The 15,598-nt window shown below is 71.6% G+C and carries 14 protein-coding genes, 2 pseudogenes and 1 riboswitch; of the genes and pseudogenes, 10 read left to right on the forward strand and 6 right to left on the reverse strand.

Annotated elements, in window-relative coordinates; genetic code table 11:
- Positions 1 to 125: 125 nt before the first annotated feature.
- Both AB0N31_RS11680 and AB0N31_RS11685 read right to left on the reverse strand, forming a co-directional pair.
- Complete coding sequence (locus AB0N31_RS11680) at positions 126 to 920, reverse strand: enhanced serine sensitivity protein SseB (protein ID WP_366058182.1); 795 nt, start codon at positions 918 to 920, stop codon at positions 126 to 128.
- Between the two features lie 115 nt (positions 921 to 1,035).
- On the reverse strand, positions 1,036 to 1,662 hold the full coding sequence (locus tag AB0N31_RS11685; RefSeq protein ID WP_366058217.1) for an AAA family ATPase: 627 nt from the start codon (positions 1,660 to 1,662) through the stop codon (positions 1,036 to 1,038).
- A 236-nt stretch (positions 1,663 to 1,898) separates the two neighbouring features.
- Positions 1,899 to 1,998: riboswitch (glycine riboswitch) on the forward strand.
- Between the two features lie 190 nt (positions 1,999 to 2,188).
- On the opposite strand from AB0N31_RS11685, the gene gcvT reads away from it, so the two are divergent.
- The 7 genes from gcvT to AB0N31_RS11720 all read left to right on the forward strand — a co-directional run bounded on the left by gcvT (position 2,189) and on the right by AB0N31_RS11720 (position 8,502).
- Positions 2,189 to 3,307: a glycine cleavage system aminomethyltransferase GcvT gene (gene gcvT / locus AB0N31_RS11690; RefSeq protein ID WP_366058183.1), complete on the forward strand. Its 1,119-nt coding sequence runs from the start codon at positions 2,189 to 2,191 to the stop codon at positions 3,305 to 3,307.
- Positions 3,308 to 3,441: 134 nt separating this feature from the next.
- On the forward strand, positions 3,442 to 3,819 hold the full coding sequence (gene gcvH, locus AB0N31_RS11695) for a glycine cleavage system protein GcvH (RefSeq protein ID WP_366058184.1): 378 nt from the start codon (positions 3,442 to 3,444) through the stop codon (positions 3,817 to 3,819).
- Positions 3,820 to 3,834: 15 nt separating this feature from the next.
- Positions 3,835 to 5,097, forward strand: a complete 1,263-nt coding sequence (gene glyA, locus AB0N31_RS11700; RefSeq protein WP_366058185.1) for a serine hydroxymethyltransferase — start codon at positions 3,835 to 3,837, stop codon at positions 5,095 to 5,097.
- Positions 5,098 to 5,201: 104 nt separating this feature from the next.
- Positions 5,202 to 6,569, forward strand: a complete 1,368-nt coding sequence (locus tag AB0N31_RS11705; RefSeq protein ID WP_366058186.1) for an L-serine ammonia-lyase — start codon at positions 5,202 to 5,204, stop codon at positions 6,567 to 6,569.
- A gap of 248 nt (positions 6,570 to 6,817) precedes the next feature.
- Positions 6,818 to 7,090, forward strand: a complete 273-nt coding sequence (locus tag AB0N31_RS11710) for a hypothetical protein (protein ID WP_366058187.1) — start codon at positions 6,818 to 6,820, stop codon at positions 7,088 to 7,090.
- On the forward strand, positions 7,087 to 7,479 hold the full coding sequence (locus AB0N31_RS11715; protein WP_366058188.1) for a PIN domain-containing protein: 393 nt from the start codon (positions 7,087 to 7,089) through the stop codon (positions 7,477 to 7,479). Before AB0N31_RS11710 ends, AB0N31_RS11715 begins: the two co-directional genes overlap by 4 nt.
- A 465-nt stretch (positions 7,480 to 7,944) precedes the next feature.
- Entirely contained in the window at positions 7,945 to 8,502 is a 558-nt protein-coding gene (locus tag AB0N31_RS11720) for a glycoside hydrolase family 25 protein (RefSeq protein ID WP_366058189.1), read from the forward strand.
- Between the two features lie 5 nt (positions 8,503 to 8,507).
- Here the strand turns inward: AB0N31_RS11720 and AB0N31_RS11725 are convergent, their stop codons facing one another.
- The 3 genes and pseudogenes from AB0N31_RS11725 to AB0N31_RS11735 all read right to left on the reverse strand — a co-directional run.
- Positions 8,508 to 9,170, reverse strand: a complete 663-nt coding sequence (locus AB0N31_RS11725; protein ID WP_366058190.1) for an NAD(P)-binding domain-containing protein — start codon at positions 9,168 to 9,170, stop codon at positions 8,508 to 8,510.
- Between the two features lie 144 nt (positions 9,171 to 9,314).
- Positions 9,315 to 9,527 carry an EF-hand domain-containing protein gene (locus tag AB0N31_RS11730; RefSeq protein WP_366058191.1) on the reverse strand — a complete coding sequence of 71 codons (213 nt, stop codon included), beginning with the start codon at positions 9,525 to 9,527 and terminating at the stop codon, positions 9,315 to 9,317.
- Positions 9,528 to 9,590: 63 nt separating this feature from the next.
- A pseudogene (locus AB0N31_RS11735) lies at positions 9,591 to 9,737 on the reverse strand (MerR family transcriptional regulator); the annotation flags it as partial.
- Positions 9,738 to 9,840: 103 nt separating this feature from the next.
- On the opposite strand from AB0N31_RS11735, the pseudogene AB0N31_RS11740 reads away from it, so the two are divergent.
- Positions 9,841 to 10,464, forward strand: a pseudogene (locus AB0N31_RS11740) (GNAT family N-acetyltransferase); the annotation flags it as partial.
- 32 nt (positions 10,465 to 10,496) lie between these two features.
- On the opposite strand, the gene glgX reads toward AB0N31_RS11740, so the two are convergent.
- On the reverse strand, positions 10,497 to 12,731 hold the full coding sequence (gene glgX / locus AB0N31_RS11745; protein WP_366058192.1) for a glycogen debranching protein GlgX: 2,235 nt from the start codon (positions 12,729 to 12,731) through the stop codon (positions 10,497 to 10,499).
- 152 nt (positions 12,732 to 12,883) lie between these two features.
- Between glgX and AB0N31_RS11750 the strand changes: the two genes are divergently transcribed.
- Together AB0N31_RS11750 and AB0N31_RS11755 are read left to right on the forward strand one after the other, a co-directional pair.
- Entirely contained in the window at positions 12,884 to 14,128 is a 1,245-nt protein-coding gene (locus AB0N31_RS11750; RefSeq protein ID WP_366058193.1) for an Ig-like domain-containing protein, read from the forward strand.
- Positions 14,129 to 14,295: 167 nt separating this feature from the next.
- The gene (locus tag AB0N31_RS11755; protein WP_366058194.1) at positions 14,296 to 15,537 is read left to right on the forward strand and encodes an Ig-like domain-containing protein; all 1,242 of its coding nucleotides are present in this window, start codon (positions 14,296 to 14,298) and stop codon (positions 15,535 to 15,537) included.
- The last annotated feature ends 61 nt before the right edge of the window (positions 15,538 to 15,598 follow it).

The raw sequence follows: 15,598 nt of genomic DNA on the forward strand, positions 1-15,598 counted from the left end.
CCAGCTTAGGTGTCTTCGCCGACAACGGGTCCCCCCGAGGGGCCCGCTCGTCCGCCGCCGGCGGGACCGGGCCGGGGCGCCCGCCGGGCCCTCGCGGCGCCGGCGCCCACCGGGGCGGAACGCGTTCAGTGGATCCGGGAGTAGAACGGCCGCACGCGCTCCTTCAGCCACCGGGCCACCGGGTCCTCCGTCACATCGAGCAGGACGAGGTTGACCGGCCAGGGCGCCCGGGCCCGGCCGAGCGCCTTGCCGAGGGCCTCCAGGGGCAGCGCCCGCAGATCGCCCTCCCACGGGGAGAGTTCGACGCCGACGAACATCACGGGGTCGGCCGTCTCGATCGCGGCGAGGCAGCGGCGGGCGGTCAGGACGACGCCGGTCGCCTCGAACTCGGCGGTGGCGGCGGACAGGAAGTCCACCGGGTCGTCCTGCCAGTCGGGCTCGTAGAGACGGACCCGGCCGCCGCCGGCGGGACCGTCCAGCGGGGTGCGGCCGGCCCGGCACAGCTCGGCGACGGCCATCGGGGGCAGCGGGATGCCGACCGTGCCGTCCGGGTTCACCAGGATGCCGACCTGCGGGGGCAGTCCGCGGGCGAACTCGACGGCCGGGGCGACGGTGTACGACATGTGCGCGCCGACGACCTGCCGGAACTGTTCCTCGGAGCTGAACACGGGCACGTACGCCTGGCCCTCCAGCTCCAGGGTGGGCAGGTCCAGGGGGCCGCTGTGCGGGCCGCCCCCGGCGGGCAGCGGCACCCACACGAAGCTGCGGCCGAGCACCTCCACGATCCGTCCGCCGGCCCCGGGCACGCCGAGGGAGGCGGAGAGCACCTCCTCCAGCTCGTTGCCGGGCCATCCGCCGTGGGGATGGGGATGCGCCTGTGCCGGGAAGTCCGCGGGGAAGTCCGCCGGGGGGAAGTCCATCTGCCTACCGCCTGCTGGGAACCACTGGATGTGGCTCGAAAGGCTATCGGGTGCCGGGCCCGTCCCCGCGTCCACCGGACGCCCCGGCGACCGCGACCCCCCACCCGCGCCGCGGTCAGCCCGTGAAGGTGATGCGGCGGAGGGTGTCGGCCGCGGCGCGGTCCAGGAGGACCGTCGAGCCGCAGCCCTCGGGGAGGCGGCCCCGCTCCGCCGCGCGCAGCAGGCGGGAGGCGGCCCTGCGGTGCCGGCGGAAGGCGTACCGGGAGACGCCCCGGCCGCGCTCGCGCTGGCCCTCCAGCGCGGTGTCCACGGTGACGTCGAGCAGCACCAGGTGCAGGCTGCCGCCGCGGCGGCGGGCCTCGCGGGCCAGCCAGGCCCGCACCCAGGCCTGCGTGCCGCAGTCGTGGACGACGACGCCCTCGCCGGTGCGCAGGGCGCGGCGCAGACCGGTGTAGTGGGCGAGGCGGACGAGAGGGCGGTAGAGGGCGTAGGGCAGGGCGCGCGGCATGCGGGCGTCCCAGCGGTCGCGGGTGTCCTGGGAGTCGACGCGGACGCCCGTGACCGCGCGCTTCATCAGCGTGGACTTGCCGCTGCCGGGCAGTCCCGTGACCACGACGAGGTCGCGGGACGCGAACAGCAGGCCGTGCGGGCTGCGGCCGGCGCGGTCGCGCAGGTCGCGGACGACCGGGGCGGGCGGCGCGTCGGCCGCCTCCCGGACGGAGGTCTGCGGCTGCGCGGGCAGTGCGAGCGCCTGGCCGGTCGCGAGCGCCGGTCCCGTCGCGAGTGCCGTGGTCCTGTTCACCGTGTTCGTCCTCCCCTGGGGTCAGACAAGTCTTCTCCCCGTCGAGCGTAAAGAGAAGGTAATACGGTCTCTCTCGCGTTTTCATGCGCTTAACGCCACAGGCCGGTTACAGATGCGGCCTGCCGCGATCGGGCGGGGCGTGCGATGATGGCCGCGCCAACTGCATACCGGCCGTTTGAATCCGCGCGGGAGAGTCCCCACCGACAGCATCGCTGGGGCGCCGAAGGAGCAAGTCCCTCCCTTGAATCTCTCAGGCCCCGTTACCGCGCGGGCGAGGCACATCTGAAAAGCGGGTCGCCCTCCGGCGGCCCCACCCAAGGTGCAAGCCGTGACCGACCCGTGTGCGGGCGGTCATGGCGAACCTCTCAGGTTCCGATGACAGATGGGGAGGAACGCCCTCGCTTCCCCCACGCCCGGCTCCGCCCGGGTGGGAGGGACCCCCGTCGCCCTGGGAGACGAACGTCCGATGAGCAGTACCCCGCTCCGCCACACCGCCCTCGACGCCCTGCACCGTTCGCTGGGCGCGACCATGACCGACTTCGCCGGCTGGGACATGCCCCTGCGCTACGGCTCCGAGCGCGACGAGCACAACGCCGTACGGACCCGGGCCGGCCTCTTCGACCTCTCGCACATGGGCGAGATCACCGTCACCGGCCCGCAGGCGGGCGCCCTGCTGAACTTCGCGCTGGTCGGCGACATCGCGGCCGTGGGCGTGGGCCGGGCCCGCTACACCATGATCTGCGACGCCGACGGCGGCATCCTCGACGACCTCATCGTGTACCGGCTCGCCGACACCGAGTTCATGGTCGTCGCCAACGCCTCCAACGCCCAGGTCGTCCTGGACGCGCTGACCGCGCGCGCCGGCGGCTTCGACGCCGAGGTGCGCGACGACCGCGACGCCTACGCGCTGCTCGCCGTCCAGGGCCCGGAGTCCCCCGGCGTCCTGAAGTCGCTGACCGACGCCGACCTCGACGGCCTGAAGTACTACGCCGGTCTGCCCGGCACCGTCGCCGGCGTCCCCGCGCTCATCGCCCGCACCGGCTACACCGGCGAGGACGGCTTCGAGCTGTTCGTGAAGCCGGAGCACGCCGTCGAGCTGTGGCAGGCCCTGACGAAGGCCGGCGAGGGCGTCGGCCTGATCCCCTGCGGCCTGTCCTGCCGGGACACGCTCCGCCTGGAGGCGGGCATGCCGCTGTACGGCCATGAGCTGTCGACCGCGCTGACCCCCTTCGACGCCGGGCTCGGCCGGGTCGTGAAGTTCGGCAAGGACGGCGACTTCGTGGGCCGCGAGGCGCTCGCCGCGGCCGCCGAGCGCGCCGCGACGAACCCGCCGCGGGTCCTCGTCGGCCTGGTCGCCGAGGGCCGCCGCGTCCCGCGCGCCGGGTACGCCGTGGTCGCGGGCGGCGAGGTGATCGGCGAGGTCACCTCCGGCGCCCCCTCCCCCACGCTGGGCAAGCCGATCGCGATGGCCTACGTCGACGCCGCGCACGCGGCACCGGGCACGCCGGGTGTCGGCGTGGACATCCGGGGCAGCCACGAGCCGTACGAGGTCGTGGCGCTGCCGTTCTACAAGCGCCGGAAGTAGAGACTGGCGCACGGCCGACAAACCGGGCCCCGGCCGGCCCCGCGCGTGACCCTGCGCACATCCGCGCCGCTCACGTGCGTTTCCAGCAGTCCCCCCTTCATCAGCACTCCCCCGCGTACAGGAGAATTCAGGCCATGAGCAACCCCCAGCAGCTGCGCTACAGCAAGGAGCACGAGTGGCTGTCGGGCGCCGAGGACGGCGTCTCGACGGTCGGCATCACGGAGCACGCGGCCAACGCGCTCGGCGACGTGGTCTTCGTCCAGCTCCCCGAGGTCGGTGCCACGGTGACTGCGGGCGAGTCCTGCGGCGAGCTGGAGTCGACCAAGTCGGTCAGCGAGCTGTACGCGCCGGTCACCGGCGAGATCGCCGAGGTCAACCAGGACGTCGTGGACGACCCGTCGCTGGTGAACTCCGCCCCCTTCGAGGGCGGCTGGCTGTTCAAGGTACGCGTCACGGACGAGCCGGCCGACCTGCTCTCCGCCGACGAGTACACCGCCTTCATCGCCGGCTGAGAGGTCGAAAGACGCATGTCTGTCCTGAACACGCCCCTGCACGAGCTCGACCCGGAGATCGCCGCGGCGGTCGACGGCGAGCTGCGCCGCCAGCAGTCCACGCTCGAGATGATCGCCTCGGAGAACTTCGCTCCGCTCGCCGTCATGGAGGCGCAGGGCTCGGTCCTGACCAACAAGTACGCCGAGGGCTACCCCGGCCGCCGCTACTACGGCGGCTGCGAGCACGTCGACGTCGCCGAGCAGATCGCGATCGACCGGGTCAAGGAGCTGTTCGGCGCCGAGTACGCCAACGTCCAGCCGCACTCGGGCGCCTCCGCCAACCAGGCCGCCCTGTTCGCGCTGGCCCGGCCCGGCGACACCATCCTGGGCCTGGACCTGGCGCACGGCGGTCACCTGACCCACGGGATGCGGCTGAACTTCTCCGGCAAGCAGTTCGACGTGGTCGCCTACCACGTGGACGAGGCCGGCCTGGTCGACATGGCCGAGGTCGAGCGGCTCGCCAAGGAGCACCGCCCGAAGGTGATCATCGCGGGCTGGTCGGCGTACCCGCGGCAGCTGGACTTCGCCGAGTTCCGCCGGATCGCCGACGAGGTCGAGGCGTACCTGTGGGTGGACATGGCGCACTTCGCCGGTCTGGTCGCGGCGGGCCTGCACCCGAACCCGGTGCCGTACGCGGACGTGGTCACCTCCACGACCCACAAGACGCTGGGCGGCCCGCGCGGCGGCATCATCCTCGCCAAGCAGGCCTTCGCGAAGAAGCTGAACTCGTCCGTGTTCCCGGGCTTCCAGGGCGGCCCCCTGGAGCACGTCATCGCGGCGAAGGCGGTGTCCTTCAAGGTCGCGGCCTCGGACGACTTCAAGGAGCGCCAGCGCCGTACGGTCGACGGCGCGCGGATCCTCGCCGAGCGGCTGACCGCGCCGGACGCCCGGGAGGCCGGGATCAACGTCCTGTCCGGCGGCACCGACGTGCACCTGATCCTGGTCGACCTGCGCGAGTCCGAGCTGGACGGGCAGCAGGCCGAGGACCGTCTCCACGAGGTCGGCATCACGGTCAACCGCAACGCGGTCCCGAACGACCCGCGACCCCCGATGGTCACCTCGGGCCTGCGCATCGGCACGCCCGCCCTCGCCACCCGCGGCTTCACCGCCGAGGACTTCGCCGAGATCGCGGACGTGATCGCGGAGGCGCTCAAGCCGGCCCACGACGCAAAGGCCCTGAAGGCCCGGGTCGTGGCCCTGGCCGAGAAGCACCCGCTCTACCCCGGTCTGAACAAGTAGTTCCCGTTTTCCGACGGGTTTCCGCAAGGGTGTCCCGCACACTGGTCAGTGGGCGGGACACCCCACCGGAAACCTTCTGCACCACCCCGTATTGAGGAGTCCCCGTGGCCATCTCGGTCTTCGACCTGTTCTCGATCGGCATCGGCCCGTCCAGCTCCCACACGGTCGGCCCGATGCGGGCCGCGCGCATGTTCGCGCGGCGTCTGCGCAACGAGGGCCTGCTGGGCTCCGCCGCGTCCGTGCGCGCGGAGCTGTACGGCTCCCTGGGCGCGACCGGCCACGGCCACGGCACCCCCAAGGCCGTCCTGCTCGGCCTGGAGGGCGACTCGCCGCGCACGGTGGACGTGGAGACGGCGGACGCGCGGGTGGAGCGGATCAAGGACTCGGGCCGCATCCGGCTGCTCGGTGAGCACGAGATCCCGTTCTCCTTCGACGACGACCTCGTCCTGCACCGCCGCAAGACCCTCCCGTACCACGCGAACGGCATGACGCTGTGGGCGTACGACGCCGAGGGCGCGGAGCTGCTGTCGAAGACGTACTACTCGGTGGGCGGCGGGTTCGTCGTCGACGAGGACGCGGTCGGCGCGGACCGGATCAAGCTGGACGACACGGTCCTGAAGTACCCCTTCCGCACGGGCGACGAGCTGCTGCGCCTGACGAAGGAGACGGGTCTGTCGATCTCCTCGCTGATGCTGGAGAACGAACGGGCCTGGCGCACCGAGGAGGAGATCCACGAGGGCCTGCTGGAGATCTGGCGGGTGATGCAGGCCTGTGTGGCCCGCGGCATGTCCCGCGAGGGCATCCTGCCGGGCGGTCTGCGGGTGCGCCGCCGCGCCGCCATGACGGCCCGTCAGCTCCGGGCGGACGGCGACCCGTTGGCCCACTCCATGGAGTGGATCACGCTGTACGCGATGGCGGTGAACGAGGAGAACGCGGCGGGCGGCAGGGTGGTCACCGCCCCCACGAACGGCGCGGCCGGCATCATCCCCGCCGTCCTGCACTACTACGTCAACTTCGTCCCCGGTGCCGACGAGGAGGGCGTCGTCCGCTTCCTCCTGGCCGCCGGTGCGATCGGCATGCTCTTCAAGGAGAACGCCTCCATCTCCGGTGCCGAGGTCGGCTGCCAGGGCGAGGTCGGCTCCGCCTGTTCCATGGCGGCGGGCGCGCTGGCGGAGGTCCTCGGCGGCTCTCCCGAACAGGTCGAGAACGCCGCGGAGATCGGCATGGAACACAACCTCGGCCTCACCTGCGACCCCGTGGGCGGCCTGGTCCAGATCCCCTGCATCGAGCGCAACGGCATGGCCGCGGTGAAGGCGGTCACGGCGGCCCGCATGGCCATGCGCGGCGACGGCACGCACAAGGTGTCCCTGGACAAGGTCATCAAGACGATGAAGGACACCGGCGCCGACATGTCGGTCAAGTACAAGGAGACCGCCCGGGGCGGGCTCGCGGTGAACATCATCGAGTGCTGACACCGTAGGCCCTGAGCAGCGGGTTTCCATCTTTCAGCGCTGTCAGGGCCTTCCCTGCCTGCACGGCGGAAAGTCCCTGGAATCTCCCCTGGGACAGACGGGAAAGTCCCTGAGGAGTCCCAGGCCCCCCCGCTGATGGGCGTGTGACCTGGGAGTTCGCGGCATCGGCGCAGCGGTGATGTCCCTCGGGCACAGCGGATCGAACAATCACCCCACCCAATAACAAAAGTCTTGTTAAACTGGGCCCCATGGCTACCTCTCCGGCGCCCGGCGAAGGACCCGTCCGACCCGTATCGGTCTCGCTCCACGAAGGCACCATCGCTGCCCTCAAAGCACGTACAGGCAAGCGAGGCATGTCCGCCTACGTCGAGTCCCTCATCCAGCGCCAACTGGAGCGGGACCGGCTGCGCGAACTCATCGAGGATGCGGAAGCCGACCATGGCCCGGTCGACCAATCGGCCGTCGACGCCAAACGTGCGATCCTCCGCGGCGAGACGGCCGGCTCGGCGGACGCCGCGTGAGCGGCACGCTCGTCCTGGACTGCGAAGGCCTGTCCGAACTGGTACGACGCACACCTGAGATCACCGAGTGGCTGACGGCAGCCGAAGCCGAAGACATCCGCGTCGTCACCAGCTCCGTCACCCTCGTCGAAGCACGCGACCCCAAGGTCAACCAGGCCCGCTTCGACTATGCCGTCTCCCGAGTGAACATCATCCCGCCCAACGAAGCCATCGCCCGCCATGCGAGCAAGCTCCTGGCCACGGCCGGACTGCACGGCCACAAGTACGCCCTCGACGCCATCGTGGCCGCCACCGCGCTCACCTCGCCGGCCCCAGTGACCGTCCTGACATCGGACCCCGAAGACCTCCTGATGCTCTGCGGCCCCAGCGTCCGCATCATCAAGGTCTGACCGTGAGGCCGCGCCTCGACCCACCCCTTGCGCGGATCAGAGCGCTGCACGGAGCCTGGCGAAACCCTCCACGGCAAATGCGTAGACACCCCGTCGGCGTTACGCACACAGCGACCCGATGAAGTAGTCGAACGTCTGCATGGGCGCAAACGTCTGCCTTCACTCAGGAATGTCACACACCGTCGGACACCTTGCAGATATCCGGCGACACGAAGTCCCTGAAAAATCCCTGCCATGACGCACAGGCGCGCTTGTCGTGCCGAATCAGCAGGTCAGAACCACCACCACATTCGGCCGACATACGCGTCAAGTACAAGGAGACGGCCCGCGGCGGGCTGGCGGTGAACATCATCGAGTGCTGAGGTCGCGCCGTCGCGCCGCGGGACGGAAGCGGAGGTTCCGGCCTCGGCGTGTCGGGGCATAACACAACTCCCCTCCGTTCTCCTGCACTTCCGGGAGTTGCCCATGCTCCGTGGTGTCGACGTCAGCGCCTACCAGTCCTCCACCTACCCGACGGAAGGTCTCTCCTTCGTCTTCGTCAAGGCGACGGAGGGCCGTACCTACGTCAACTCGAAGCTCGCCGCCCAGACGAAGCGGGCGCGGGACGCCGGTCTGGTCGTCGGCTTCTACCACTTCCTGTGGCCCGGCGACCTCAGCGCCCAGGCGGAACACTTCCTGGCGAAGGCACCGGAGCGCCCCGGCGACATCCTCGCCGTCGACTGGGAGACGACGGGCGCGGGCACCCACGCGAGCAACGCCGAGAAGGACCGTTTCATCAGGAAGCTCAAGAAGCTACGGCCGCGCAACCGGATCGTCCTGTACTGCAACAGGACCTACTGGCTGGACGTCGACGACACCTCGTACGCCGGCGACGGCCTCTGGATAGCCGACTACGTCACCGCGGGCAAGCCCCGCGTCAAGGCGAAGTGGCGCTTCCACCAGTACACGGACGAGCCCCTCGACACGAACGTGGCGAGGTTCGCCAGCCGGGCGGCGCTGCGGGCGTGGGCGACGGTGGACTGAGCGGCTCAGCCCCGGAAGGCCGCCGGGCGCTCCGGGGACGCCGCCGCCAGGGCCCGGGTGACCTCGTCGACCCCGCCGCGCAGGCCGTACACCGGGGTGTCGGGCTGCTGGCGCCAGGAGTCGTCGATGCCGCCCGCGTCGACGGTGTCGAAGCCGAGTTCGTCGATCAGGGACCGGACCTTGGCCTTGGCGGCCTCGTCGTCGCCCGCGACGGGCAGGGCGATGCGGCCGGGGGCGCCGGCCGGAAGGGGGCGGTCCAGGATGTCCTGGGCGTAGGTGCCGTTGAACGCCTTGACCACCGGGTGGCCGATCCGGCGCTCGGTCCAGCGGCTCTCGGTGATGCCCTCGTCCTCGATGGCGTCGATCCGTCCGTCGCGCTGCTGCGGGTAGTAGTTGCCCGTGTCGATGACGGCGACGCCCTCGGCCGCACCGTCGAGGATGCCGGAGGGCAGGTCAGGGACCGCCTTGAGCGGGATCGTGACGACGACGACCTCGGCGCCGCGCGCCGCCTCGGTGACCTCGACGGGCGTCGCGCCCGTCTCCTTCGCCAGCTCCGTGAGCGTCTGCGGGCCGCGGGAGTTGGCCACGGAGACGTCGTGGCCGAGGGCGGTGAGCCGCCGGGTGAGATTGCCGCCGATGTTGCCCGCGCCGATGATGCCGATCTTCATGTCAGGCCCTTCCCGAAGGATCCATGCACACGCATGCTTTCGAGGGCCTCAACCGCGGGCGGTCGCCGGCTATTCCGTTCCGCCGCCGCACGGATGACGGAGGGACGCCCCGCGGCTCGCCCGGGGCACCCCTCCGCTCGCGCGTCACTTGTCCAGGTAGGCCCAGAACTCGTCGAACGACAGGACCTTGTCGCCGTCCAGGTCGCGGGTCTTGATGACGGCCTCGGCGACCGTGTCGGTGACGTGCCAGTCGCCCCCCTGGGCCAGGGCGGTCTTGAACTCGACCGCGGTGATGAATCCGTCACCGTCCGCGTCGATCCGCTGGAACTGCTTGCGTGCTTCTTCGATGTCCGCCACCGGTCCGCCCCTCTTCGTCATACCTTGCGGTGCTGTGTTGCCGTCGTTCTGACGCAGGTCAGATTAACGGTCCGGGTGAGCGCGCAGTGCGGCCACCACCCGGCCGAACTCCTGCTCGTAGGCCGAGGCGGGTTCCAGACCGTTCACGACGGCCGACAACCGGCGGTAGCGGGCGATCCGGACGTCGGCCGCGGCGGTGAGCCGGTCCAGGCCGGTGGTCCTGGCCGGCTCGCCGATGGTGAGGAGCGCGGTGCCGTCGTCAGTCACGTGTGTGAGTCTGGGCCTTCCAGCGGGTGGAGACTCAAGGAGCACGGTGGAGACGTTGCGGGACATTCTCGACGCGGCGGCGCGGGGCGTGTTCCCGCCCGCGGACGGCCGGACGACGGTCGTTCCCCAGTCCTGCCGGCGGGACGCGGGCGTGCTGTCCTTCACCGCGCACTCGGTGGTGTTCACCGACGAGGACCCGGAGTGGGTGCACGCGACCCTGCGCGCGACCGACTGCGACGCGCTGGCCGCGACGCTGAACGCCCGCTTCCTGACGGCGTTCATGGACCGCACGGGCCGCCGGACCGACACGGTCGACGCGATGGTGGTGGGCCGCCCCCTCGCGGGCGGGCCGGCCGTGCGGCTGACGGAGCTCCGCGATCCGGACCATCCCCGGGTGGTCCGCTCGCGCGAGCGGCGCGACGACGTGCGGGTGTGGGCCGCGGACGGCGGGGTGCTGGTCCTGGGCCGCGGGATCGGCGGGCGGCTGGAGGTCGCGGTCGAGGTCGACGAGGACGTACGGCACCGGGGGCTGGGGCGGGCCCTGGTGACGGCGGCCCGGCACCTCACCGGGGGCGAGCCGGTGTGGGCGCAGATCTCCCCGGGGAACGCCCGCAGCATGCGGGCGTTCCAGGCGGCGGGTTACGTGCCGGTGGGGGCGGAGGCGCTGCTCACCGCCCGGTGGCGCGGGTGCGGGAGCCGCCCTCAGGAGGACACCCGCAGCAGCAGTACCGACCGGGCCGGAAGCGTCACCCCCGTCCCCGCCCTGTGGGTGACGGCCGGGGCGGTGTCCTGGTCCTCGCCGGAGGTGTCGACCACGACCTCGTAGCGTTCCGCCCAGGGCGGGCCGGGCAGGACGAAGTGGGCGGGGCGGTCGCCGGCGTGCAGGAGGGCGAGGAAGCTGTCGTCCGTGATCGGGGCGCCCCGCTCGTCGCGGCCGGGGATGTCCCGGCCGGAGAGGTACATGCCGAGCGTCGCCGCGGGCGCGTACCAGTCCCCTTCCGTCATCTCCGTGCCGCGGGCGGTGAACCAGGCCAGGTCGCGCAGCCCGTCCGCGGAGTGGGCCCGGCCGGAGAAGAACGCCCGGCGGCGCAGCACGGGATGGCGGTGGCGCAGGGCGATCAGGCGGGCGGTCAGGTCGTACAGGGCCTTCCAGCCGGGGTCCTCCAGCAGGCTCCAGTCCAGCCAGCTGGTCTCGTCGTCCTGGCAGTACGCGTTGTTGTTGCCGTGCTGGGTGCGGCCCAGTTCGTCGCCCGCGACCAGCATCGGCACGCCGGTCGACAGCAGCAGCGTGGTGATGAGGTTGCGCAGCTGCCGCCGCCGCAGCGCACGTATGCGCTCGTCGTCCGTCTCCCCCTCGGTCCCGCAGTTCCAGGAGCGGTTGTCGTCCGTGCCGTCCCGGTTGCCCTCGCCGTTGGCCTCGTTGTGCTTGCGCTCGTAGGACACGAGGTCGCGCAGGGTGAATCCGTCGTGGGCGGTGATGAAGTTGACGGAGGCGTAGGGGCGCCGGCCGCCCCAGGCGTACAGGTCGCTGGAACCGGACAGGCGGTAGCCCATCTCGCGGACGTCCGGCAGGGCGTGCCGCCAGAAGTCGCGTACGGCGTTGCGGTAGCGGTCGTTCCACTCCGTCCACAGCGGAGGGAAGGCGCCCACCTGGTAGCCGCCCGATCCCACGTCCCAGGGTTCCGCGATCAGCTTGACCCGCCGCAGCACCGGGTCCTGCGCGATCACCGCGAGGAACGGCGACAGCATGTCCACGTCGTGCATGGAGCGGGCGAGGGCGGCGGCCAGGTCGAAACGGAAGCCGTCGACGCCCATCTCCGTGACCCAGTAGCGCAGCGAGTCCGTGATCAGGCGCAGCACGTGCGGCTGGACCACGTGCAGGGTGTTGCCGCAGCCCGTGTAGTCGGCGTACCGGCGGGCGTCCGGCTGCAACCGGTAGTAGCCGCGGTTGTCGACGCCCTTCAGGGACAGCGTCGGGCCCAGCTCGCCCGCTTCCGCGGTGTGGTTGTAGACCACGTCGAGGATGACCTCGATGCCCGCCGCGTGCAGCGCGCGCACCATCCGTTTGAACTCGCCGACCTGTCCGCCCGTCGTCCCGGCGGAGGCGTATCCGGCGTGCGGGGCGAAGTAGCCGATGGAGTTGTAGCCCCAGTAGTTGCGCAGTCCCCTGCGCAGCAGGTGGTCCTCGTGGGCGAACTGGTGGACCGGGAGCAGTTCGACGGCCGTGACGCCCAGGCCGGCCAGGTGCTCGATCGCGGCCGGGTGCGCCAGGCCGGCGTAGGTGCCGCGCAGTTCCTCGGGGACGCCGGGGTGCCGCATGGTGAAGCCGCGGACGTGCAGCTCGTAGATGACCGAGTCCGCCCAGGGGGTCTTGGGGCGGCGGTCGTCGGCCCAGTCGTCGTCGTCGTGGACGACGACGCCCTTGGGGACGTGCGGCGCGGAGTCCCGTTCGTCGCGGACGGTGTCGGCGAACTGCTGCTGGGGCCAGTCGCGGACGTGTCCGTACACCTCGGGCGGCAGGCCGAACTCGCCGTCCACGGCACGGGCGTACGGGTCGAGGAGCAGTTTCGCCGGGTTCCAGCGGGCGCCGGTCCACGGGTCCCAGCGGCCGTGCACCCGGTAGCCGTAGCGCTGGCCGGGCATCACACCGGGCACGAAGCCGTGCCAGATCTCGTGCGTGAGTTCCGTCAGCCGGGCGCGGGTCTCACGGCCCCGGTCGTCGAAGAGGCACAGCTCGACGGCCTCCGCGCCGCCCGCCCACAGGGCGAAGTTGGTACCGGCGACCCCGTCGGGGCCGACCCGGAAGCGGGCGCCGAGCGGCGTGGACGCGCCGGGCCGCACGGGCACGCCGGGCGTCCTGCGCGGTGCCCTGTTCACGATGGCGGACGCGGCGGGGCGCTCCTCCGCCACCTCCTCCTGCTCGGCTGCGCTGGACACCGTTCAGCCTCCCGCGGCTCGTGGCACGACGCGGGCCCGGCGCGTACGGCGTCCCGGCCGCTGCTCCCTCGGCGTCGTCCTCCCCCCTGTTCTGCCCAGCGCGTGCCTCGCACTCACGTTTCCCCGGAGCGTGCCCCGTCGTTGTCCAGCGCGTGAGGCACGTAACTGGGCGCGCACGGCGCGCGGGGGTCGCACTGACCGCCGTACTGACATGGGCAGGACTGCTGGCGGGAGCCGCCGGATGCAGCGGGGACGGCAGGAGCGGGCTCGACGGCGTACTGGGCAAACCCCCGGCGCCCGAGGACACCATCCGGGTCACCCCGCAGGACGGCACCCGGGAGGTGCGTCCCGGCCAGGCGCTGCGGGTCCGGGTGCCCGACGGGCGGCTGGAGTCGGTGCGGGTCGTCAAGTCGCAGGACGCGCAGGAGACCGAGGTGCCGGGCCGGATCTCCGCGGACGGCCGCAGCTGGCGCCCGGCGGACGACCGGCTCGCGCTCGCCGCCCGCTACACGGTCGACGCGGTCGCCGTGGACGGCGGCGGACACCGCTCGGCCCGGCACACCACGTTCACGACGCACGTCCCCGAGGAGCGGTTCATCGGGTACGTCACGCCGGAGAACCGCTCGACGGTCGGCACCGGGATGATCGTGTCCCTGGAGTTCAGCCGCGAGATCGAGAACCGTGCCGCCGTCGAGCGCGCCGTCCACGTGAGCGCCGAGCCGGCCGTCGAGGTCCGGCCGCACTGGTTCGGCACCTCCCGGCTCGACTTCCGCCCCGAGCACTACTGGAAGCCCGGCACCCGCGTCACCGTCTCCCTGCGCCTGCGTGACGTCGAGGGGGCGCCCGGCGTCTACGGGCTCCAGCACCGGACGTTCTCCTTCAGCGTCGGCCGCCACCAGGTCTCCCTCGTCGACGCCGCCGACCACACCATGCAGGTGCGGCGCGAGGGCGAGCTGCTCGCCACCGTGCCCATCACCGCCGGAGCCCCGAAGACGACGACGTACAACGGCAAGATGGTGGTCACGGAGATGCTGGAGCTGACCCGGATGAACGGCGCCACCGTCGGCTTCAAGAAGAAGAACGGCAAGGGCGAGTACGACATCCCGGACGTGCCGCACGCGATGCGGCTCACCGAGTCGGGCACCTTCCTGCACGGCAACTACTGGGCGTCGCCGCAGTCCTTCGGGCGGGTCAACCTCAGTCACGGGTGCGTGGGCCTCAGGGACGTGAAGGGCGGCGGCGCGGACACCCCCGCGGGCTGGTTCTTCGACCGCAGTCTCGTCGGGGACGTCGTCGAGGTGGTCCGCAGCAAGGACAGGACGGTCGCCCCGGACAACGGGCTCGGCGGCTGGAACATGAACTGGAGGGAGTGGAGCGCCGGCAGCGCGGTGAACTGACGTCCGGGCGTCGCTTCCCTCCCCCCTCTCCTCCCATGGTCCAAGTTGGGACGGAACGGTGACATTCCGGGGTCACCGGGGCCGCTGACCATGTGGTTAATATGCGCGCAGCGCAGGGGACGTGCCTGCGTGCGGGCCCGACCGGCCCGGGGGAGGGGAGAACGGACTTGAACGTGCGACCGATATCGGGGGCATCGGTTGGTGGGCGCCGGCACGGCCTCGACAGGCGGCTGGCGCTGCTCGTCGGAGGACTGCTGCTGACCGTCACGGCCTGCGGGGGCGGGGCTTCCGGGGCGGAGAAGACGCAGGACGGCAAGGGTTCGGGCGCCGCGACCGCGGCGAGCGGGCAGTCGGAGGCGGTCGTCTCGATCGCCCCGAAGGACGGCGCGAAGTCCGTCGACACCAGCGGCGCCCTGAAGGTGACGGCCGCCAAGGGCAAGCTGACCGAGGTCGTCGTCAAGGACGCCGGGGGTGCGAAGGTCGACGGCGAGATCTCCGCGGACGGCGCCGGCTGGACGCCGAGCACCCATCTGGCCGCCGCCACCAAGTACCAGGTGCACGCGGTCGCCAAGGACGCCGAGGGCCGTACGGCCGCCGAGGACGCGTCCTTCACCACGCTGACGCCCGAGAACACCTTCGTCGGCACCTTCACTCCCGAGGACGGCTCCACCGTCGGCGTCGGCATGCCGTTCTCGGTCCGCTTCACGCGGGGCATCACCGCGCCGGACGACGTCGAGAAGGCCATCAGGATCAAGACGGTCCCGGCCGTCGACGTGCAGGGTCACTGGTTCGGCAACGACCGCCTCGACTTCCGGCCCGAGAAGTACTGGAAGGCCGGCACCAAGGTGACGGTCGAGCTGAACCTCGACGGCGTCGAGGGCCGCAAGGGCGTCTACGGCAAGCAGTCCAAGACGGTCTCCTTCACCATTGGCCGCGACCAGGTGTCCGTCGTGGACGCCAGGAAGCACACGATGCAGGTCATGCAGGAGGGCAAGGTCGTCAAGACCCTCCCGGTCACCACCGGCAAGGCCGGCTACGCCACCTGGAACGGCCAGATGGTCATCAGTGAGAAGTTCACGGTGACCCGCATGAACGGCGACACGGTCGGCTACGACGGCGAGTACGACATCAAGGACGTCCCGCACGCCATGCGGTTGACCGACTCCGGCACCTTCGTGCACGGCAACTACTGGGGCGGCGACGCCTTCGGCAACTACAACGCCAGCCACGGCTGCATCGGCCTGCGGGACGTGCGCGGCGGCTACGACAGCGGCGTGCCGGCCGCCTGGTTCTTCAACCACTCGATGACCGGCGACGTGGTGGTCGTGAAGAACTCCACCGACCCGACGGTCTCCCCGTCCAACGGCCTCAACGGCTGGAACATCCCGTGGGCGGAGTGGACGAAGTAGCTCCCCGCGGTTCTCGCGCGACGGCGGGCCCGGTGCTGTGACCCACGGCACCGGGCCCGGT

Origin of the sequence: Streptomyces sp. NPDC051051, assembly GCF_040682975.1 — a bacterium.
Classification (GTDB): domain Bacteria; phylum Actinomycetota; class Actinomycetes; order Streptomycetales; family Streptomycetaceae; genus Streptomyces.